This window comes from Streptococcus sp. (assembly GCF_041802885.1).
Taxonomy (GTDB): Bacteria; Bacillota; Bacilli; order Lactobacillales; family Streptococcaceae; genus Streptococcus.
In genome coordinates, this window is record NZ_JBHCHN010000065.1 from 22,352 (window position 1) to 43,020 (window position 20,669).

Annotated in this window: 23 protein-coding genes; all 23 read left to right on the forward strand. The window is 45.6% G+C overall.

Going from position 1 to position 20,669, the window contains the following annotated elements; all coding sequences use genetic code 11:
• Window positions 1-41: 41 nt before the first annotated feature.
• The 23 genes from rpmA (at window position 42) to ACEYCN_RS08665 (ending at window position 20,154) form a co-directional block, all read left to right on the forward strand.
• Window positions 42-335, forward strand: a complete 294-nt coding sequence (rpmA, locus tag ACEYCN_RS08555; protein ID WP_018167286.1) for a 50S ribosomal protein L27 — start codon at window positions 42-44, stop codon at window positions 333-335.
• 94 nt (window positions 336-429) lie between these two features.
• A complete protein-coding gene (locus tag ACEYCN_RS08560) occupies window positions 430-939 on the forward strand; it encodes an NAD(+) diphosphatase (protein WP_373713864.1) in 510 nt (169 codons plus the stop codon).
• Between the two features lie 101 nt (window positions 940-1,040).
• Window positions 1,041-1,949 (forward strand): LysR family transcriptional regulator, encoded by a 909-nt coding sequence (locus ACEYCN_RS08565; protein WP_373713865.1) that lies wholly within the window; start codon window positions 1,041-1,043, stop codon window positions 1,947-1,949.
• Window positions 1,950-1,952: 3 nt separating this feature from the next.
• The gene (lspA, locus tag ACEYCN_RS08570) at window positions 1,953-2,417 is read left to right on the forward strand and encodes a signal peptidase II (RefSeq protein ID WP_373713866.1); all 465 of its coding nucleotides are present in this window, start codon (window positions 1,953-1,955) and stop codon (window positions 2,415-2,417) included.
• A complete protein-coding gene (locus ACEYCN_RS08575) occupies window positions 2,401-3,297 on the forward strand; it encodes an RluA family pseudouridine synthase (RefSeq protein ID WP_373713867.1) in 897 nt (298 codons plus the stop codon). Before lspA ends, ACEYCN_RS08575 begins: the two co-directional genes overlap by 17 nt.
• Window positions 3,298-3,364: 67 nt before the next feature.
• The gene (locus ACEYCN_RS08580) at window positions 3,365-3,697 is read left to right on the forward strand and encodes a zinc ribbon domain-containing protein YjdM (protein WP_373713868.1); all 333 of its coding nucleotides are present in this window, start codon (window positions 3,365-3,367) and stop codon (window positions 3,695-3,697) included.
• A 38-nt stretch (window positions 3,698-3,735) separates the two neighbouring features.
• On the forward strand, window positions 3,736-4,389 hold the full coding sequence (locus ACEYCN_RS08585; RefSeq protein WP_373713869.1) for a Pr6Pr family membrane protein: 654 nt from the start codon (window positions 3,736-3,738) through the stop codon (window positions 4,387-4,389).
• Window positions 4,390-4,678: 289 nt separating this feature from the next.
• Window positions 4,679-5,200 carry a bifunctional pyr operon transcriptional regulator/uracil phosphoribosyltransferase PyrR gene (gene pyrR / locus ACEYCN_RS08590; RefSeq protein ID WP_373713870.1) on the forward strand — a complete coding sequence of 174 codons (522 nt, stop codon included), beginning with the start codon at window positions 4,679-4,681 and terminating at the stop codon, window positions 5,198-5,200.
• Window positions 5,201-5,243: 43 nt separating this feature from the next.
• On the forward strand, window positions 5,244-6,170 hold the full coding sequence (locus tag ACEYCN_RS08595; protein ID WP_373713871.1) for an aspartate carbamoyltransferase catalytic subunit: 927 nt from the start codon (window positions 5,244-5,246) through the stop codon (window positions 6,168-6,170).
• Window positions 6,171-6,206: 36 nt separating this feature from the next.
• The gene (locus tag ACEYCN_RS08600) at window positions 6,207-7,295 is read left to right on the forward strand and encodes a carbamoyl phosphate synthase small subunit (protein ID WP_373713872.1); all 1,089 of its coding nucleotides are present in this window, start codon (window positions 6,207-6,209) and stop codon (window positions 7,293-7,295) included.
• A gap of 376 nt (window positions 7,296-7,671) precedes the next feature.
• Window positions 7,672-10,851 carry a carbamoyl-phosphate synthase large subunit gene (carB, locus tag ACEYCN_RS08605; protein WP_373713873.1) on the forward strand — a complete coding sequence of 1,060 codons (3,180 nt, stop codon included), beginning with the start codon at window positions 7,672-7,674 and terminating at the stop codon, window positions 10,849-10,851.
• A gap of 82 nt (window positions 10,852-10,933) precedes the next feature.
• Window positions 10,934-11,521, forward strand: coding sequence for a GrpB family protein (locus ACEYCN_RS08610; protein WP_373713874.1), 588 nt, complete (start codon window positions 10,934-10,936; stop codon window positions 11,519-11,521).
• Window positions 11,505-12,266: a class I SAM-dependent methyltransferase gene (locus ACEYCN_RS08615; protein WP_373713891.1), complete on the forward strand. Its 762-nt coding sequence runs from the start codon at window positions 11,505-11,507 to the stop codon at window positions 12,264-12,266. The genes ACEYCN_RS08610 and ACEYCN_RS08615 overlap by 17 nt, the downstream gene beginning before the upstream one ends.
• Window positions 12,256-12,558, forward strand: a complete 303-nt coding sequence (locus tag ACEYCN_RS08620; RefSeq protein WP_373713875.1) for a DUF4298 domain-containing protein — start codon at window positions 12,256-12,258, stop codon at window positions 12,556-12,558. Before ACEYCN_RS08615 ends, ACEYCN_RS08620 begins: the two co-directional genes overlap by 11 nt.
• A 220-nt stretch (window positions 12,559-12,778) precedes the next feature.
• On the forward strand, window positions 12,779-13,051 hold the full coding sequence (gene rpsP, locus ACEYCN_RS08625; protein ID WP_373713876.1) for a 30S ribosomal protein S16: 273 nt from the start codon (window positions 12,779-12,781) through the stop codon (window positions 13,049-13,051).
• A gap of 30 nt (window positions 13,052-13,081) precedes the next feature.
• Complete coding sequence (locus ACEYCN_RS08630; protein ID WP_018167302.1) at window positions 13,082-13,321, forward strand: KH domain-containing protein; 240 nt, start codon at window positions 13,082-13,084, stop codon at window positions 13,319-13,321.
• A 97-nt stretch (window positions 13,322-13,418) separates the two neighbouring features.
• Window positions 13,419-13,937, forward strand: a complete 519-nt coding sequence (rimM, locus tag ACEYCN_RS08635) for a ribosome maturation factor RimM (RefSeq protein WP_373713877.1) — start codon at window positions 13,419-13,421, stop codon at window positions 13,935-13,937.
• Window positions 13,924-14,646 (forward strand): tRNA (guanosine(37)-N1)-methyltransferase TrmD, encoded by a 723-nt coding sequence (gene trmD / locus ACEYCN_RS08640; protein WP_373713878.1) that lies wholly within the window; start codon window positions 13,924-13,926, stop codon window positions 14,644-14,646. The genes rimM and trmD overlap by 14 nt, the downstream gene beginning before the upstream one ends.
• The gene (locus ACEYCN_RS08645; protein WP_373713879.1) at window positions 14,643-15,266 is read left to right on the forward strand and encodes an alpha/beta fold hydrolase; all 624 of its coding nucleotides are present in this window, start codon (window positions 14,643-14,645) and stop codon (window positions 15,264-15,266) included. The genes trmD and ACEYCN_RS08645 overlap by 4 nt, the downstream gene beginning before the upstream one ends.
• A gap of 60 nt (window positions 15,267-15,326) precedes the next feature.
• Window positions 15,327-16,400 (forward strand): histidinol-phosphate transaminase, encoded by a 1,074-nt coding sequence (locus tag ACEYCN_RS08650; RefSeq protein ID WP_373713880.1) that lies wholly within the window; start codon window positions 15,327-15,329, stop codon window positions 16,398-16,400.
• 147 nt (window positions 16,401-16,547) lie between these two features.
• The gene (locus ACEYCN_RS08655) at window positions 16,548-17,300 is read left to right on the forward strand and encodes a DeoR/GlpR family DNA-binding transcription regulator (protein WP_373713881.1); all 753 of its coding nucleotides are present in this window, start codon (window positions 16,548-16,550) and stop codon (window positions 17,298-17,300) included.
• The gene (gene pfkB / locus ACEYCN_RS08660; RefSeq protein WP_373713882.1) at window positions 17,297-18,208 is read left to right on the forward strand and encodes a 1-phosphofructokinase; all 912 of its coding nucleotides are present in this window, start codon (window positions 17,297-17,299) and stop codon (window positions 18,206-18,208) included. The genes ACEYCN_RS08655 and pfkB overlap by 4 nt, the downstream gene beginning before the upstream one ends.
• A complete protein-coding gene (locus ACEYCN_RS08665) occupies window positions 18,205-20,154 on the forward strand; it encodes a fructose-specific PTS transporter subunit EIIC (RefSeq protein WP_373713883.1) in 1,950 nt (649 codons plus the stop codon). The genes pfkB and ACEYCN_RS08665 overlap by 4 nt, the downstream gene beginning before the upstream one ends.
• The last annotated feature ends 515 nt before the right edge of the window (window positions 20,155-20,669 follow it).

The following is a 20,669-nucleotide window of genomic DNA, read 5'->3' on the forward strand; positions in this document are numbered from 1 at the left end:
CTTAACAACGGTCATCACTTAATTTTTGGAGGAATAACATTATGTTAAACTTGAATCTTGCACAATTAAACCTCTTCGCCCACAAAAAAGGTGGAGGTTCAACATCAAACGGTCGTGATTCACAAGCGAAACGCCTTGGTGCGAAAGCTGCTGACGGCCAAACTGTATCAGGTGGTTCTATCCTTTACCGCCAACGTGGTACAAAAATCTACCCAGGAGCTAACGTAGGTCGTGGTGGAGATGACACTCTTTACGCTAAAGTAGAAGGCGTTGTACGCTTCGAACGTAAAGGTCGCGATAAGAAACAAGTATCTGTTTACCCAATCGCGAAATAGTTCTGTTAAGAGCAGAGAAAAGAGCTTTCTGAGAAATCAGAGAGTTTTTTTAGTTTTTATGATAAAATAGTAAAAATGACTGATGGGAGAAATCATGTACTATTGCGCTGAATGTGGAACAGAGTTAATTGAGAAAGAATTGGAAAATGAAGGGCAGGTGCCCTATTGTCAGCATTGTCAGGTTTATCGTTTTCCTCAGTACAATGTGGCTATGTCCGCCATTGTCTATGATGAACTGGAGAAAAACATCCTTCTGATTCAACAGTATGGCAAGCCCAAGAATGTTTTGGTGGCGGGCTATGTGGGCAGGGGAGAAAGTATAGAAGAAGCTCTTGTCCGTGAAATCAAGGAAGAAACCAATCTGGATGTGGCGGAGCTCCACTTCAATGCCAGTCACTTTTATGAGAAAAATAATGTTCTCATGGTCAATTTTGCTTGTCGTATCAAGGATGCATCCATTTTGCAATGCAACCATGAAATCGACCAGGCCGGCTGGTTTGCTCCCATGCAGGCCAAGGAAGCTATCTATCCAAACAGTTTGGCCCAACAATTCTTAAATGGCTGGTTGGACAAGCAAGGCTTGATGACCAAGGCAGAAGATTAAGTCTCCAAAGAATAGGGATGACAAGGCTTTTCAAGGGGCTTTGGGCATCCCTATTTCTGCTTTTATGGTATAATGTTATGGAGAAAAAAAGGAAGTAATTTATGAATATTCAACAACTGCGCTATGTGGTAGCCATTGCCAATAGCGGTACTTTTCGAGAAGCGGCTGAGAAGATGTTTGTTTCCCAGCCAAGTTTATCCATTTCTGTCCGTGACTTGGAAAAGGAACTGGGTTTTAAGATTTTTAACCGGACCAGTTCCGGTGCTTTTTTGACGCGCCGTGGGATGGAATTTTATGAAAAAGCCCAGAATTTGGTCAAGGGCTTTGATAGTTTTGAAAATCTCTATTTGCAGCCTGAAGAGGAAAAGGTCGAGTTTTCCATTTCTAGCCAGCACTATGACTTCCTGCCTCCCTTGATTACGGAATTTTCCGCTGCTCATCCTGACTATGCCAATTTTCGGATTTTTGAGTCTACGACGGTGCAAATCCTGGATGAAGTAGCTCAAGGATACAGTGAGCTGGGGATTATTTACCTCAACCACCGCAATACCAAGGGGATCATGCAGAAATTGAACAAGCTTCATTTGGAAGCCTTTGAGTTGATTCAGTTTCAGACCCATCTCTATATCAGAAAGGGCCATCCTTTGGCCAGCAAGGACGAGATTGAGTTGGATGATTTGGTGGGGCTGCCAACGGTTCGCTTTACCCAGGAAAAGGAAGAATACCTCTATTATTCTGAAAATTTCTTTGATACCTCGGACTCGTCTGTCACTTTTGATGTGACAGACCGGGCTACCTTGAATGGGATTTTGGAGCGGACAGATGCCTATGCAACTGGCTCTGGTTTCTTGGATAGCGAAAGTGTTCATGGTATCACGGTGGTACCGCTCAAGGAAGAAACGGGAAACCGGATGGTTTATGTTAAGCGGGAAGATGCTGATTTAAGCCAGTGTGCCCAAGATTTCATTGATATGATGCAGGCTTATTTTGATAAGAAAAAGGTGAACTAAGGAATGAGAAAATATGGTGTTCCAGTGGCCATTGTCCTTCTGATTGCCCTTGATCAGCTGGTCAAGTGGTGGACAGTGGAAAATATCGTCCTGGATACGGTCAGGGATTTTATTCCCAATGTGATGAGTTTGTCCTATCTGCGCAATTATGGGGCCGCCTGGTCCCTCTTGCAGAATCAGCAAACCTTTTTTGCCATCATGACCGTCATTGTCATGTCTGGAGCCATCTGGTACTTGATCAAACATCTTCAGGGAAGTATCTGGATGATATCGGGCCTTTGCCTAGTCATTGCGGGCGGTCTGGGAAATTTTATTGACCGAGTTCGATTGGGTTACGTGGTGGATATGTTCCACTTGGATTTTATCAATTTCCCGGTCTTTAATGTGGCGGATTCCTATCTAACGGTGGGTGTCATAGTTCTGTTTGTATGGCTGATGAAAGAGGAGGACAATGGAGTTAAAAATTGAAACAGGGGGCCTTCGTTTGGACAAGGCCCTGGCTGATTTGACAGATTTGTCACGAAGTCTAGCCAATGAACAGATCAAAGAAGGTCAGGTTTTGGTCAATGGAGAGCAAAAAAAGGCCAAGTATACCGTCCAAGCTGGCGATATCATCAGCTATCAGCTGCCCCAAGTAGAAGAAGTGGAGTATGCTGCTGAAAATATTCCCTTGGATATTCTCTATGAGGATGCGGATGTAGCGGTTGTTAATAAACCGCAAGGCATGGTGGTTCATCCATCGGCAGGCCACAGCTCAGGAACCCTGGTCAATGCCCTACTCTACCATGTCAAGGATTTGTCTGGTATCAACGGTGTTTTGCGGCCAGGCATTGTCCACCGTATTGACAAGGATACTTCTGGACTTTTGATGATAGCCAAAAACGACCAGGCTCATACTAAGCTGGCGGAGGAACTCAAGGAGCAAAAGTCTCTGCGGAAATACCTGGCCATTGTTCATGGAAACCTGCCCAATGACCGCGGTGTCATCGAGGCGCCGATTGGCCGTTCAGAAAAAGACCGCAAAAAGCAGGCGGTAACCGCTAAGGGCAAGGGGGCTGTCACGCGCTTTCATGTCCTAGAGCGATTTGGAGATTATAGTCTGGTGGAGCTGACCTTGGAAACAGGTCGGACCCACCAAATCCGGGTCCACATGGCCTATATTGGCCATCCTGTGGCTGGAGATCCTGCCTATGGCCCTAAAAAAACACTCAAAGGAAATGGTCAGTTTCTGCATGCCCAGACCCTTGGATTTACTCATCCAAGCACTGGCCAACTGGTTACATTTACAGCAGAAGCGCCAGCTATTTTTCAAGAAACACTGGAAAAACTAAGAAGACAAGACCTCTAAGAGGAGCTTGTTGAAACCTAGGAAAGATGGTATACTGTTAAAAGTTTTAAAATAGAAGGAGATTATCGTGGAAACTTTACCAAATTGCCCAAAATGTAACTCAGAATATGTTTATGAAGACGGTGTCTTGCTCATCTGCCCTGAATGTGCCTATGAATGGGACCCTAAGGAAGTTGAAGAAGAGGGAATCGTTGCTATCGACGCCAATGGCAATCGTTTGGCGGATGGGGATACGGTCACTCTTATCAAGGACCTCAAGGTCAAGGGGGCTCCAAAAGATTTGAAACAGGGGACCCGTGTTAAGGGCATCCGCATTGTCGAAGGTGACCATAATATCGACTGTAAAATTGATGGTTTTGGTGCCATGAAATTAAAATCTGAATTTGTGAAGAAGATCTAAAGGCTGGTCAAATCCAGTCTTTTTCTAGGAAGGAAATGATGAAAAAAGAGACTTTATTATTTTATTCGCGGTGCCTTTTGGCTGCTCTGGCAGTTTTGGGGACCAGTATTCAACTAATCAAGCATGGTCCAGGGATGATGATGTACTATACGGTTCAATCCAATCTCCTGGTCAGTCTTTTTGCCCTCTATATGGTAGGGGCTATGAGACGAGGAAAAGACCTGCAATCGCCTAGATTTTTGCGCATCAAGGCAGCTGTTACCATGTCCATCATGATTACCTTTGTCATCTATCATTTTATGTTGGCTCCCTTAGCTACGGATTTTTGGCGGGTTGAAAATATGCTCTGTCATTACATTACGCCGCTTTATTTCTTCTTTGACACCCTTTTGGTGGACCGCCAGCGTCAGTACCAATTGCTGGACCCCCTTCGTTGGACAGCTCTGCCTCTTCTGTATATGGCCTTTGCTCTTCTGAATGGCCTAGTTTTGAAGTGGCCGATTCCAGATGCCAAGGACAGCCCCTTTGCTTATTACTTTCTCAATGTTCACAAGTATGGCTGGTCTTATGTCCTAACCCATGCTGTGGTGATCTTTTTGGCCTACCTCTTGGCAGGTTATCTGCTTTATTTCATTAAAACCATTAAAATAAAAGCAGTTTCTTCGCCATTTACAGCCAAAGCCGAACGTTAAAAGTCAAAATCAAAAAATATCTGGATTTTGAAGATAATTGTTTGTCACCCATCTTATTTTTTGATATACTGTAAAAAAATAAATCCTTTAAGAATTGTCCCGTGAGGCAGTCAAGGAGTATCATGTAGAGATAGGTCAGCTGCTTTTGTTGTGCCTGGATTTTCTGAAACCTCCTTGAAAAAGGAGGTTTTTTCGATGTATCTGGCCAGATTTGAGCCTGGAGGCATCAACTAGCTCGAACTCAGGTGCGAACTAGGTATTTTGTAGGTAAAATTTTGGAGGTCTTTTGATGAAAACAAAAGAAATTGTTGACGATATGACGATGAAACGCGCCATTACTCGAATTACGTACGAGATTATTGAGCGCAACAAGAACCTGGATAACATCGTCTTAGCTGGAATCAAGACACGGGGTGTCTTTATCGCCAAACGGATTCAGGAACGGCTCAAACAGTTAGAGGGAATCGATGTTCCTCTGGGAGAGCTGGATACCAAACATTTCCGTGATGATATTAAAGTCGATGAAGATACAACCATCATGACAGCAGATATCAACAATCGCGATGTCATCTTAGTAGACGATGTCCTTTATACTGGCCGTACCATTCGTGCAGCCATTGATAATTTGGTGAGTTTGGGGCGGCCTGCCCGTGTCAGTTTGGCAGTCCTGGTGGACCGAGGTCACAGGGAGTTGCCTATTCGAGCAGACTACGTCGGAAAGAACATTCCAACCAGTCGCTCAGAGGAGATTATTGTCCACATGACAGAAGTGGATGGGCAAGATACAGTTCTCCTCGTTGAAGCAAACTAACTCATTTTTCATCATTTTTTCAAAAAGGTTAAAAGGTAGCATCATGACAATCACAAATGGCAAAGTATCACTCAAACATCTGGTGACAATGGAAACTCTCTCCAATGAAGAAGTGCTGGGACTCATCAAGCGCGGTATTCAATTTAAGAAGGGCGAGGTCGACATTGATCACGATCGGACATATTACGCATCCAATCTCTTCTTTGAAGACTCAACTCGGACCCACAAATCCTTTGAAATGGCAGAATTGCGATTAGGTATGGGCATGATTGACTTTGATGCCAGGACCAGTTCTGTCAACAAGGGTGAGACCCTCTATGATACGATTTTAACCATGAGCGCCCTTGGAGTGGATATCTGTGTTATCCGTCACTCAGAAGTAGATTACTACAAGCAGCTGATTGACAGTCCGACCATTCAAACCTCTATTGTCAATGGTGGTGATGGTTCTGGTCAGCACCCAAGCCAGTCCCTCTTGGATTTGATGACCATCTATGAGGAATTTGGGGGATTTGAGGGCTTGAAGATTGTGATTGCAGGCGATATTACCCATTCCCGTGTGGCCAAGTCCAATATGCAGGTTCTCAAGAGACTGGGGGCAGAAATTTTCTTCACAGGCCCAAGCCAGTGGTACTCAGAAGAATTTGATGTCTATGGTCAGCATGTGGACATTGATGATGTCATTGAGGAAATAGATGTCCTGATGTTGCTCCGTGTTCAACATGAGCGCCACGATGGAAATGAAAGCTTTTCGAAAGAAGGATACAATAGCCAGTTTGGCCTGACAGAAGCCCGCTACAAACGTTTGAAAGATACTGCCATTGTCATGCACCCTGCCCCTGTCAATCGGGATGTAGAAATTGATGATAGCCTGGTAGAGGCACCAAAGGCGCGGATTGTCCGCCAAATGACAAACGGAGTTTTCGTCCGCATGGCCATTCTGGAAGCAGTGCTCAACGGTAAGGCCTAAGGAATTTCGAAACCTAAAGAAATAGAAAGAAGAATGATGTCTAAAAGATTGTTAATATTGGAAGACGGCACGATTTTTGAGGGACAAGCCTTCGGCGCTGATATGGATGTGACGGGTGAGATTGTCTTTAATACTGGGATGACCGGTTATCAAGAATCCATTACCGACCAGTCTTACAATGGTCAGATTTTGACCTTTACCTATCCCCTTGTTGGCAACTATGGTGTCAATCGGGATGATTACGAATCCATTTCTCCGACCTGTAAGGGCGTTGTGGTAGCAGAAGCGGCCCGCAGAGCCAGCAACTGGCGTAACCAGATGACCTTGGATGAATTTTTAAAGGCCAAACGGATTCCAGGAATTTCTGGGATTGATACCCGTGCCCTGACCAAAATCATCCGCCAGCATGGTACTATGAGAGCGACTCTAGCCAATAAGGGAGATTCGATTGAGCACTTGATTGCTCAGCTTAAGGCAACTGTCCTGCCCACCAATAATATTGAGCAAGTCTCTACGAAAACCGCCTACCCAGCCCCTGGTATCGGTAAGAACATTGTGCTTGTGGACTTCGGCCTTAAACATTCTATCCTGCGGGAGCTGTCCAAGCGCAACTGCAATATCACAGTGGTTCCTTATGATACTAAGGCTGAGGAGATTTTAACCCTCAATCCTGATGGGGTCATGTTGTCCAATGGTCCTGGAAATCCTGATGATGTGCCGGAAGTTTTGGACATGATTCGTGGGATTCAAGGGAAGATTCCGATTTTTGGTATCTGTATGGGCCATCAACTCTTTGCCAAGGCAAATGGGGCTGGAACCTATAAGATGAAATTCGGCCACCGTGGATTTAACCATGCGGTGCGTGAAATCGCTACTGGCCGTGTTGATTTTACCAGCCAGAACCATGGCTTTGCGGTGTCAAGAGAGAATTTCCCAGAAGATCTGATGATTACCCATGAAGAAATCAATGACAAGTCTGTGGAGGGAGTTCGGCACCGCCGCTTCCCAGCCTTTTCTGTTCAATTCCACCCAGATGCTGCCCCAGGTCCACATGATGCCTCTTATCTCTTTGATGAATTTTTGGAGATGATTGATGCCTTCAAGCTGGAACAAAGCAGCCGTTGATGGTGCTGGGATCTGTAAGTTGTATTAAATGTCGCACCGAGATGCGACGAATAGAAAGGCAAGGGACAGGTCAATGGTTGCAGGCAACTCATTTCCCTACGACTGCCTCTAGTGAGGTCAGTCTATCCCTTGCACTAGCTTGAAAGCTCATCTATTATCGAGCTGAGCTTTCAACCGTCGGAGACTTATTTAATGTCGCACTGAGATGCGACGAATAGAAAGGAGAGGGTACAGGTTCGAGAAAACGTTGGTTTTCCTATTCGAACACGCCCTAAGGACTGTGTGAAAAAGATAAACTTCGCCTTGACGCTTGTAGCGTTGGCGTCGAGTTTCCTATTTTCGCTGTGTCCTCTTAACGGGCTTTGTATCATAAATTATGCCGAAACGTACTGATATTAAGAAGATTATGGTGATTGGGTCTGGTCCTATCATCATCGGTCAAGCTGCCGAATTTGACTATGCTGGAACCCAGGCCTGCCTGGCCTTGAAAGAAGAAGGCTACAGTGTGGTCCTGGTCAATTCCAACCCAGCGACCATTATGACAGACAAGGAAATTGCTGATAAGGTCTACATCGAGCCCATTACCATCGAATTTGTCAGCCGTATCCTGAGAAAGGAACGACCAGATGCCCTCTTGCCGACCCTGGGTGGGCAGACGGGTCTCAATATGGCCATGGAATTGTCTAAGGCAGGGATTTTGGATGAACTGGGCGTGGAGCTTCTGGGAACCAAGTTATCTGCCATTGATCAGGCTGAAGACCGTGATTTGTTTAAAAAATTGATGGAGGATTTGGAACAGCCCATTCCTGAATCAGAAATTGTCACTACCGTAGAAGAAGCGGTGACCTTTGCCAAGTCTATCGGCTACCCCGTCATTGTCCGCCCAGCCTTTACCCTGGGTGGAACTGGTGGCGGTATGTGTGCCAACGAGGAAGAATTGCGGGAAATCGCCAAAAATGGTCTCAAACTGTCTCCAGTTACCCAGTGCTTGATTGAGCGCTCCATCGCAGGTTTCAAGGAAATCGAGTATGAGGTGATGCGGGACGCAGCCGACAATGCTCTGGTTGTCTGTAACATGGAAAACTTTGACCCAGTTGGGATTCATACTGGGGACTCCATTGTATTTGCACCGACCCAAACCCTATCAGACATCGAAAACCAAATGCTGCGGGATGCCAGCCTCAGTATCATTCGTGCCCTCAAGATTGAGGGGGGCTGTAATGTGCAGTTGGCCCTTGATCCACATAGTTTTAAATACTATGTGATTGAGGTCAATCCTCGTGTTTCTCGTTCATCTGCCCTAGCATCCAAGGCGACAGGCTATCCTATTGCCAAGTTGGCGGCCAAAATCGCAGTTGGTTTGACCCTGGATGAAATGATCAATCCAGTTACAGGAACTACCTATGCCATGTTTGAGCCAGCCTTGGACTACGTGGTTGCTAAAATTCCACGTTTCCCCTTTGATAAATTTGAACATGGTGAGCGCCGTCTGGGCACCCAGATGAAGGCAACTGGTGAAGTCATGGCCATTGGCCGCAACATCGAAGAAAGCCTGCTCAAGGCCTGCCGGTCATTGGAAATCGGTGTCTATCATAATGAAATGGCTGACTTGGCTGAAAAGACTGATGACCAGCTCATTGAGAAAATCGTCAAGGCTCAGGATGACCGTCTCTTCTATGTTTCCGAAGCCATTCGCCGTGGATTTAGCATCGAGGAAATAGCTGAACTGACCAAAATCGATGTCTTTTTTCTGGATAAACTGCTCCATATCTTTGAGATTGAAGAAGCATTGAAATCTCATGTTGGAGATGTGGATCTCCTCAAAGAAGCCAAACGAAATGGATTTGCAGACCGCAAAATTGCGGAACTCTGGAATTTGGATACAGCATCCGTTCGCAAACTCCGTTTGGAAAACAAGATTATCCCTGTCTACAAGATGGTGGATACCTGTGCAGCCGAGTTTGAATCTGCCACCCCATATTTCTACTCAACTTACGAATGGGAAAATGAATCCATCAAGTCCGACAAGGAATCTGTGATCGTCTTGGGCTCTGGCCCGATTCGTATCGGTCAAGGGGTCGAATTTGACTATGCGACCGTTCATTCTGTCAAGGCCATCCAGGCGGCAGGCTATGAAGCCATTATCATGAACTCCAACCCTGAGACCGTCTCAACCGACTTCTCCGTCTCTGACAAGCTCTACTTTGAACCCCTGACCTTTGAAGATGTCATGAACGTCATCGACTTGGAGCAGCCCCAAGGAGTAGTGGTCCAGTTTGGTGGACAAACGGCCATCAACCTGGCCGAAAGCCTTTCTGATGCAGGTGTCCCTATCCTGGGTACACAAGTTGCTGATTTGGACAGGGCTGAGGACCGTGACCTCTTTGAAAAGGCCTTGAAAGACTTGGGAATTCCCCAGCCGCCGGGCCAAACAGCCACCAATGAAGAAGAAGCGGTAGCAGCAGCCCGCAAGATTGGCTTCCCAGTTCTGGTTCGTCCTTCCTATGTCCTAGGTGGCCGGGCCATGGAAATCGTTGAAAATGAAGAAGACCTGCGCTCCTACATGCGGACAGCTGTCAAGGCCAGTCCAGAACATCCTGTCCTGGTGGATTCTTACATTGTAGGTCGGGAGTGTGAAGTCGATGCCATTTCAGACGGTAAAGATGTCTTAATCCCAGGAATCATGGAACATATCGAGCGGGCCGGTGTCCATTCAGGAGATTCCATGGCGGTTTACCCACCTCAGACCCTTTCAAAAGAAGTCATTGCAACCATTGCAGACTATACCAAGCGTCTGGCCATTGGTCTCAACTGTATCGGAATGATGAACATCCAGTTTGTCATCAAGGATGAAACCGTCTATGTCATTGAGGTCAATCCTCGGGCCAGCCGTACCGTACCATTCCTGTCTAAGGTGACGGACATTCCGATGGCTCAAGTGGCTACAAAACTGATTTTAGGACAAAGCTTGAAGGAGCTGGGATATGAGGATGGTCTCTATCCAGAAAGTGCCCAGGTCCATGTCAAAGCCCCTGTCTTCTCCTTTACCAAACTGGCCAAGGTCGACAGCCTGCTCGGCCCAGAAATGAAATCAACAGGTGAAGTAATGGGTTCAGATGTGACTCTGGAAAAAGCCCTCTACAAGGCCTTTGAAGCTTCTTACTTCCACCTTCCAGAATTTGGAAATGTGGTCTTCACCATCGCAGACGATACCAAGGAAGAAGCCCTTGCATTGGCCAAACGCTTTGCCAATATCGGCTATGGTGTTCTAGCGACAGAAGGGACAGCTAAGTACTTTGCTGAAAACGGCCTAGACAGCATCCATGTGGATAAGGTGGGGCAAGATTCAGACAACGACATCCCTGCCTTGGTAAGGGCCAAGAAGGTTCAGGCTATCGTCAACACCGTTGGCACCAAGCGAACCTTTGACGAAGTTGGATCTGCCATTCGAAGCTCAGCCATCGAGCAAGGCGTGCCCCTCTTCACAGCCCTCGACACAGCAGATGCCATGGTTCGCGTCCTAGAAAGCCGCAGCTTTATGACACAGGCGATATAAGATAATTCACAAGCCCGAGCTAGTCTCGGGCTTTTTTTACACCTTGAAAGTGCTATAATAGAAAAAGGAGGATACGAGACTGATGAAGAAAAAACTAGAAGACATGACTCTAGAGGAGCTCTGGCAGCTCTTTCCTATTTTTTTGGTGGAACATCGAGCAGAATGGGCCGACTGGTATCAAGAAGAAAGCCAATCTCTATTAAGTCTGTTGCCAGATGGCTTGGTGAAGCGAATTTCTCATGTGGGCAGCACCGCCATTCCAAGCATTTGGGCCAAAAATATCGTGGATATTCTGCTGGAAGTAGCTAGCAAGGAAGACTTGGCTGTCCTTGTAGAAATGCTGAAAGAAAAGGGCTGGCGAATCATGTTTCAGGATGCTGATCAGTGCAGCCTCAATAAGGGCTACACCGAAGATGGCTTTGCGGACCGAGTTTTCCATCTCCATCTGCGCCTGGTCGGTGACCATGATGAGCTTTATTTCAGAGATTACCTGCTGGATCATCCAGATATTGCTAAGGAGTATGAGCAGCTGAAACTAGGCCTCTGGAAACAATTTGAACACGATAGAAACAGCTACACCGATGCCAAAAGAGACTTCATTCAACGATACACCCAATTAGCCAAGCAAGACTATGAGGGGAGGTATGAGGATAGTGATTATCACAACTAGTTCCAGAGTGACAGAAAGTCTGGAAAATGAGGCTCTTGAATTGGCCGAGGCCTTGCATCTGGACTATGTAGCTCGTAACAAGCGGTCTTTGGCCAAGTTGCAGGAGGAATATGGGGATGTGCTTTTGGTGACCAAGGAGGGGTTGGTCTTGGAGTATGCCAATGGTCAATCCTTTGCCTTTCATCCTGACACGGCCATTTTGCGAATCAAGGCACCTCGCGACCCTTTGATTGAGCTGGTAGGGCCTGAAAAGCGGTCCGTCCTGGACACCACCATGGGTCTGGCTAGTGACAGTATTGTCCTTTCCTTTGCGGGGCATAAGGTGACGGCTTTGGAAAGTCAACCACTGATTCATACCATCGTTGCGCGTGGTTTGCAGACCTTTGATGCGGGCAATTCAGCTGTCAACCAAGCCATGAGAAGGATTCAGACCCGCTGCACCGACTCTTTGACTTTTTTGAAAAGCCAGCCGGATCAGTCTGTGGATATCATCTACTGTGACCCTATGTTTTCGGAAGTTATCACCGAGTCAGAAAACCTCTCTGGGCTAAAACCCTTGGCCAATTATCAAGCCTTCTCAGAGGTCTTTCTGGCAGAATGCAAGCGCGTGGCCAGGGAAAAAATTATTCTCAAGGCTCACTTTCGAGACCCAGTCTTCGAAGACTTTGGATTTACCCGCCATATCAGGCCCTATCAGAAGTTTCATTTTGGCGAAATAGTTTTAGGAGAAAAACATGGAAGCTAGGAAGCGTGTGAAAAAGATGGAGGACATTCTCCATCGTCAGCTGGATTTGATGGCCTCTTTGCGGAAGTTGTTAGGAGAAGTGGAGGCTTCTCAGGCGGATTTTGAGGCGCTTTTGGCCTATTACCAAAGTCAGACCTATATGGAGGACCTGTCTTTGGAAGAAAAGGGCCACTTTATGGGAATGACTCGGGGTGTTCTGAGCGAAGATGGAGTCTACAATTTGCTTTTTGATAGGGGAGAGGTAGCTGAAATGTTGCTTGAAGTGGGGGATTTGTTAAAACTTCCAAAATAGTTTTCTATCTGTCAAGTTTTTTTCTTGACAGTCTGAAATATTGTGCTATAATGATTAAAGTGATACTCTTCGTAAATCAAAATGATCCCTTGTCAACTTGCCTTGATGAACTCCAGTTCTATCGTCGGCTTCGTTTCCTAGGCTACTTTTGATTTTCATTGAGTATGAGTTGAAAGACTCAAACAAAAATATTAAACATTAGAAAAGAGATATACTCAAAATGGCAGTAAAAATCCGTTTGACTCGTATGGGTTCTAAAAAGAAACCTTTCTACCGTATTAACGTAGCTGATTCACGTGCTCCACGTGATGGCCGTTTCATCGAAACAGTTGGTACTTACAACCCATTGGTTGCTGAGAACCAAATCACTGTTAAAGAAGACCGCGTCCTTGATTGGTTGGCAAAAGGTGCACAACCTTCAGATACTGTACGCAGCATTCTTTCAAAAGCTGGAGTAATGCAAAAATTCCACGAACAAAAATTCTCAAAATAATCTCAAAATAAGAAGTAAGCGAGAACACTCATGGACATGATTGAAAATCTGATTATTGCAATTGTGAAACCGTTGATTTCACAACCGGATAGCTTGACGATTAAAATCGTTGATACACCTGAATTTTTAGAATACCATTTGGATCTGGATCAGTCTGATATCGGTCGTGTTATCGGTAGAAAAGGTCGCACAATTTCTGCGATTCGTACGATTGTCTATTCTGTTCCAACAAGTGATAAAAAAGTTCGTCTGGTAATTGATGAAAAGTAATGTAAAACAGTCCCTCGGGGCTGTTTTTCAATTTCTCTCCTGTTGAGAAAATGCCTTGTTCGTGTTAGAATAGAGAAAATGTTTGTTTGGAGTATCTATGAATTATTTTAATGTAGGAAAAATCGTGAATACACAGGGTTTGCAAGGGGAATTGCGGGTCTTGAGTGTGACGGATTTTTCAGAGGAGCGCTTTAAAAAGGGCAGCAGGCTGTCCATTTTTGATGATAAAAATCAGTTTGTCACAGAAGTTGAGATAGCCAGCCATCGCAAGCAGAAGAATTTTGACATCGTCAAGTTCAAGGGGCTCTACCATATCAATGATGTCGAGAAATACAAGGGCTGTTCCCTCAAGATAGCCGAAGAAGATTTGGCAGTTTTGGAAGAGGATGAGTTTTACTACCACGAAATCATTGGCTTGGATGTTTATGAAGGAGATCAGTTCATCGGTCAAATCAAGGAAATCCTGCAACCGGGTGCTAACGATGTCTGGGTGGTTGCGCGTAAGGGCAAGCGGGATTTGCTTCTGCCCTACATTCCGCCTGTCATTCTCAAGGTGGATATTCCAAATGGTCGAGTAGAAGTAGACATTATGGAAGGTTTGGATGATGAAGATTGATATTTTGACCCTCTTTCCTGAAATGTTCGCTCCCTTGGAGCATTCCATTGTCGGCAAGGCCAAGGAAAAGGGCTTGTTAGACATTCGCTACCATAATTTTCGGGAAAATGCTGAAAAAGCGCGGCATGTGGATGATGAACCCTACGGTGGCGGTCAAGGCATGCTCCTGCGGGCTCAGCCCATCTTTGACACCATCGAGAAGATTGATGCCAAGAATCCTCGGGTCATCTTGCTGGATCCAGCTGGCCGCCGCTTTGATCAGGCCTTCGCGGAAGAGCTGGCCCATGAAGAGGAGTTAATCTTCATCTGTGGCCACTATGAGGGCTATGATGAGCGCATCAAGACCCTGGTGACAGATGAAGTTTCCCTGGGAGATTTTGTCTTGACGGGCGGGGAATTGGCTGCCATGACCATGGTGGATGCGACTGTCCGCCTGATTCCGGAAGTGATTGGCAAAGAAGCCAGTCATCAGGATGACAGCTTTTCATCTGGCCTCTTGGAATATCCCCAGTACACACGGCCTTACGATTTTCGAGGAATGACCGTGCCAGATGTCTTGATGAGTGGCCATCATGAGAATATCCGCAAGTGGCGCCTCTATGAAAGTTTGAAAAAAACCTACCAACGCAGGCCTGATTTGTTGGAGAACTATGCCTTTACCGATGAAGAAAAGGCCATCTTGGACCAGATTAAGGAAGAATTGCAATGAAAATTCTCTGTCTGCATGGCATCGGCCAAACAGGAAAAGCCTGGAAGCGAGTGATGGAATTCTTGCCAGAGCATGATCTTGTGGCCCTTGAATTATTTGAAAATGGCCGTCTGCCAGAAGATTACCAGCATCTGGTGGCCAAGGTGCGAAGCCTTTTGGAAGCTGAACAAGAAGACTTTGTCTTGCTTGGGTTGTCTTTGGGGGCCAGTTTGATTTATAGCCTTTTGGATCAGCCACCGGCCCATCTCAAGGGGATTGTAGCTTGTGCAGGGCAGTATAAGCTAAAGGGAAATCTTCCTTACCAGCTGCAAGGCTTCATTTTCAAAGTCATGCCGGGATCTGCCTTTGCCAAAGAAGGCTTTGATAAGGCCAACTTGATTGGCTTTTATGAGTCCATGATGGGCTTGGATTTGACAGAGGTAGTCAGCAAGAGTCAGTTGCCTGCCTTGGTCGTCTGCGGCCAGAAGGATTTCTTTAATCTCAAGACCTCAAAAGCGGCAGCAAATCTTATACCAAAGGCCCAATTTCAGATGATTCCATCTGTCGGCCATCTCCTGACGGATGATGCACCTGAGGCCTTGGCCCATTTGGTTCGAGGATTTTTGGCACAAGACAAGTAGTAAATAAGAAAGTTCAGAAGCACTGCTAAGAGGTGCTTCTTCTTTTAAAAGGAAAGAAAAATGGTTCAATTTCGTAAGGATTTAGAAGATTTCGAGACCTATAAGATTGAGAAGGTGGCCAGTCACAATCTGGGTGACAATGAAAACCGCCTTATTGACTGGTCAGGGCTTTTGGAAGAGGCTGTAAAAGAGATTCCCTTGTCGGACTTGCTCTATTATGGGGACAATCAATACAGGGAACTAATCGAAGCCTATGCAGATTACTTTGGTGTCAAACCCTGTCATGTCGTGCAAGGGGTTGGGTCCGATCAGATGATACACACCATCGTGACCACATTTTTGCAGGCTGGGGATGCCATCTTGACTCTGGAGCCTGATTTCTTCATGTATAGGGTTTTCAGCCAGGTTCATGGGGCAAACATCCTTTCCTATCCTTTGGACTGGCAGGATGGGCAGCCAAGTCTGTCAGCTGATAAGGTTCTGGACTTTGCCCAAGAAAAGAAGGCCAAACTCATCATCCTGTCCAACCCCAACAATCCAGCTTCCATTGCCTATGAAGCCAGAGAGTTGGAAAAAATTGTGGCAGGATTTGAAGGAATAGTGGTAGTGGATGAGGCCTATATTGATTTTGCGGATGTGGAATCTTTGGTTGGAAAAATCAACCAATACGATAACCTGATTGTGCTCAGAACCCTGTCCAAGGCCTTTGGATTGGCAGGATTACGGCTGGGATTTGCCTTAAGCTGTGAACGCTTGGCAGTGGAGATAGACAAGGTTTTGGCCCCTTACAGCATGCCCAATATTACGGCCAAAATTGGTGTCCAAGCCCTGAAACATAGGGATAAGGTGGAGAAATCTGTCGCAGCCATCAAGGAAATCCGTCAGGATTTTCTGGACTTCTTGAAACAGCAGCCGCAGATGATGGTCTTGCCAAGCCAGGCTAACTTTGTCGCCTTCACGGCACCATATGCCAAGGAGATTTTTGAAGCGGGCCTAGCCCAGGATTTTAATTTTAAATATTATACGGACGGCCCCATGAAAGGCTATATCCGCATGGGCATCGGCCGACCAGATGAGATGAAGATCATGAAAGAGATTATTTCATCCGTCAGACGGCAACAACAATCTAAGTGAGGAGCAAAAGCTCCTTTTTTTCATTCAAATCATTCGGTTTTTAGGTATGAAAAGGAAGAAAATGATAGTTTTTGATAAAAATTGATAGAAATTGATTGACAAAACTAAAATATCGTGTATAATAAAAACTGTAATCGGTTACAGGAGGTGAGTTCCATTTTAAAATCTGAACGAAAACAATTGATTTTAGATGAAATCAAGGAAAAAAAGTTTCTTCAGCTGGAAGAAATGGTGCAACTGCTGGATAGCTCAGAATCAACTGTCAGAAGGGATTTGGATGAGCTGGAATTGGAAGGACACCTGCGGCGCGTACATGGTGGTGCAGAGGTTGTTTCCAAATTACAGACGGAAGAATCCATTCAGGAAAAATCTATCAAAAACGTTCAAGAAAAGATGGAGATTGCTCAAAAAGCTCTGTCTTTGATTGAGGATGGCGATGTGATTTTTATCGATGCAGGGACAACGACTGAATTATTGGTCGAGTTGCTGGATCGCAAGAATCTGACAGTGGTAACAGATTCTATCCACCATGCGGCCAAGTTGGTTGATAAGCATTTCAAGACCATCATTATCGGTGGCTTTGTCAAGCAATCAACAGATGCCAGTATTGGCAGGGCGGCAGTAGAGCAGATTAGCCAACTGAATTTTGATAAGGCCTTCATCGGTATGAATGGTGTGGACGAGCATTTTCTGACCACACCTGATATGGAGGAGGCTGCCATCAAAAAAACCATTATAGAAAATGCGCAGAAAACCTATGTTCTCTTGGATGCTTCCAAGATTGGCCAGGTTTCCTTTGCTAAGGTAGCTCGGATTGAAAGGGTGACGTTGATTACCAATCATTCCGAAAGTGTCCTTTTCAACAAAATAAAGGAGAAAACGGAGGTAATCGAAGTATGATTTATACTGTTACCCTCAATCCTTCCATCGACTACATCGTCCGCCTGGAAAATCTGGAGCTTGGCTCTGTCAACCGGATGGACAGTGATGATAAGTACGCTGGCGGGAAGGGGATTAACGTTTCTCGTATCTTAAAACGACTGGACATCGAAAATACTGCAACAGGATTTATCGGAGGTTTCACAGGTCGTTTCATTGAGGAAAGTTTGGTGGAAGAAGGCATCACCACAAACTTTGTTCAGGTGGCAGAAGATACGCGAATTAACGTTAAAGTCAAGGCAGGTTTGGAGACTGAAATCAATGGACCTGGCCCAAGGATTTCTCAGGAAAAATTGACGGAGCTAGAAGTTATCTTGTCCAATTTGACAGAGCAAGATACGGTCGTTTTTGCAGGTTCTGCCCCAAGCAGTCTTGGCAATCAAATCTACCGCAAGCTGATTCCATTGGCCAGACAGGCTGGTGCCCAGGTGGTCTGTGATTTTGAAGGCCAAACTCTTCTGGACTCTTTAGACTACCAACCTCTTCTGGTCAAACCAAATAACCATGAATTGGCTGACATCTTTGGAGTTGAATTAAATGGCCTGGCTGATATCGAAAAATATGCCCGCCAAATCTTGGCCAAGGGTGCACAAAATGTCATCATTTCCATGGCAGGCGATGGAGCCCTTCTGGTGACGCCAGAGGCCGCTTATTTTGCCAAACCTATCAAGGGAAATGTTAAAAACTCTGTTGGAGCTGGAGACTCCATGGTTGCAGGTTTTACAGGTGAATACGTCTCGTCTGCTGACCCAGTTGAAGCCCTCAAATGGGGAGTGGCTTGTGGCACTGCCACAACCTTCTCTGATGATCTGGCAACCGCAGCATTTATCAAAGAAATTTATGAAAAAGTAGAGGTAGAAAAACTATGAAAATTCAAGACCTTCTCAACAAAGAAGTCATGATTTTGGATTTGAAGGCCACTTCCAAGGAGGCAGCCATCGATGAAATGATTAGCAGCCTGGTGGATAAGGGTGTGGTAACAGACTTTGAAACCTTCAAAACAGGGATTATGAACCGTGAGGCACAAACCACAACTGGTTTGGGTGATGGGATTGCTATGCCCCACAGCAAGAATGCTGCTGTAAAAGAAGCAACGGTTCTCTTTGCTAAGTCAGCAACTGGTGTGGACTATGAGTCTCTGGATGGTCAGCCAACGGATCTCTTCTTTATGATTGCAGCTCCAGATGGGGCCAACGACACTCACCTGGCAGCCTTGGCTGAATTGTCTAAGTATCTCTTGAAAGATGGTTTTGCGGACAAATTGCGCAAGGTGACTTCTGCTGAAGAGGTGATTGCAGCTTTCGACGCAGAAGAAGCTAGCAATAAAGCAGCAGCTGAGCCAGTTGCACCAGCAGCAGACCAAGACTTTATCGTCGCAGTTACCGCATGTACAACAGGGATTGCCCACACCTACATGGCAGAAGAATCCCTTAAGAAAACAGCAGCTGAGCTGGGTGTAGCCATCAAGGTGGAAACCAACGGTGCTTCTGGTATTGGAAACAAATTGACAGCAGCTGATATTGCCAATGCCAAAGGTGTAATCATCGCTGCGGACAAGGCAGTTGATATGGCTCGTTTTAATGGCAAACCCCTTGTCAACCGTCCAGTCGCTGATGGAATCAAGAAATCAGAAGAGTTGATTAATCTTGTCTTGTCAGGACAAGCGGATACTTATGTAGCAAAAGAAGGAGAAGCGAGCGTGCAGGCAGAAGAAAAATTGTCAGTCGGCCAAGCCTTCTACAAACACTTGATGTCAGGTGTTTCTCAGATGCTTCCATTCGTTATTGGTGGCGGTATCATGATTGCCCTAGCCTTCCTCTTTGATAACATCTTGGGTGTTCCTCAAGACAGCCTTGAGAACCTTGGTTCCTACCATGAGATTTCATCTATCTTTATGAAGATTGGTCAAGCTGCTTTTGGCTTCATGATTCCAGTCTTTGCAGGTTATGTGGCCTACTCCATTGCTGAAAAACCAGGTTTGGTATCTGGTTTCGTAGCGGGCGCCATTGCTTCAAGCGGATTGGCCTATGGTAAAATCTCTTATGCAGCAGGTGGTGAAGCGACCGAAAGTCTTGCTGGAGTACCTTCTGGTTTCCTCGGTGCCCTGGTTGGTGGTTTCCTGGCTGGTTTTATCGTATTGGCTCTTAAAAAATATGTCAAAGTTCCACGTTCTTTGGAGGGTGCCAAGTCAATTCTGATTTTGCCACTCTTCGGAGTTATTATTACAGGTCTCTTGATGCTGGCCGTCAACATTCCAATGTCAGCCATCAACACAGCCCTCAATGATTTCTTGAATAGCTTGTCTGGAAGCTCTGCTGTCCTTCTAGGTCTCCTTGTAGGTGGTATGATGGCAGTGGATATGGGTGGCCCAATCAACAAGGCAGCCTATGTCTTTGGTACAGGTACTCTGGCAGCTTCCATGACCAGCGGTGGTTCTATCGTAATGGCAGCTGTTATGGCTGGTGGTATGGTTCCACCATTGGCAGTCTTCATCGCAACCCTCCTTTACAAGAATAAATTCACCCAAGAAGAACGCGATGCTGGCTTGACCAATATCATCATGGGTCTGTCCTTCATCACAGAAGGTGCCATTCCATTTGCCGCTGCTGACCCAGCTCGTGCCATTCCAAGCTTTATCACTGGTTCTGCCTTGGCAGGTGCTCTGGTTGGATTGTCAGGCATCAAACTGATGGCTCCGCACGGTGGTATCTTCGTTATTGCCCTTACAACCAATCCATTGCTTTACATTGTTTTTGTACTGATTGGTGCTCTTGTATCAGGTGTCATCTTCGGCTACCTTCGCAAGGCAAAATAAGCTAGTAAAAGTCGAGATACTCTCGACTTTTTCGTTAGGTTTTCTAAAATGGAAAAAGGAGAAGTAAATGTTGTATAGTCTCACCATCATCTTAACAGCCGTAATTGCAGGTTTTATGTTATCCTACTGTATCACCTTAGGGGCCTATTTTAATCATCTTTTGCAAACAAGGAAAGATGAGGGATTTTCGAGCTATTATGCCCCCTTTCGAAAGTCCAAAAAGGCGGTTTTCTGGTATAAACTGGTTTGTGGTACTCAGATTGTTTTGGCTATTCTCTCATGTTTATTTAGTTCACAGACTCTCTTTCCAAAAGTGATTGCTCTGGTTCCCTTTTTACTATTATTTATCTGTCATTGGCTGACCGGTTTTGGAAAGAGTGAGGAGCATATTCATTCTGGACTTCCAATAGATGACCTGCATCGCTCAATTTATTTGAAATGGAATTTTCCGCTGCATTTTTTCTATTTTTTGGCCTTTTTTATTAGCGCTCTGACTCAACTCATCTTGATGTAGA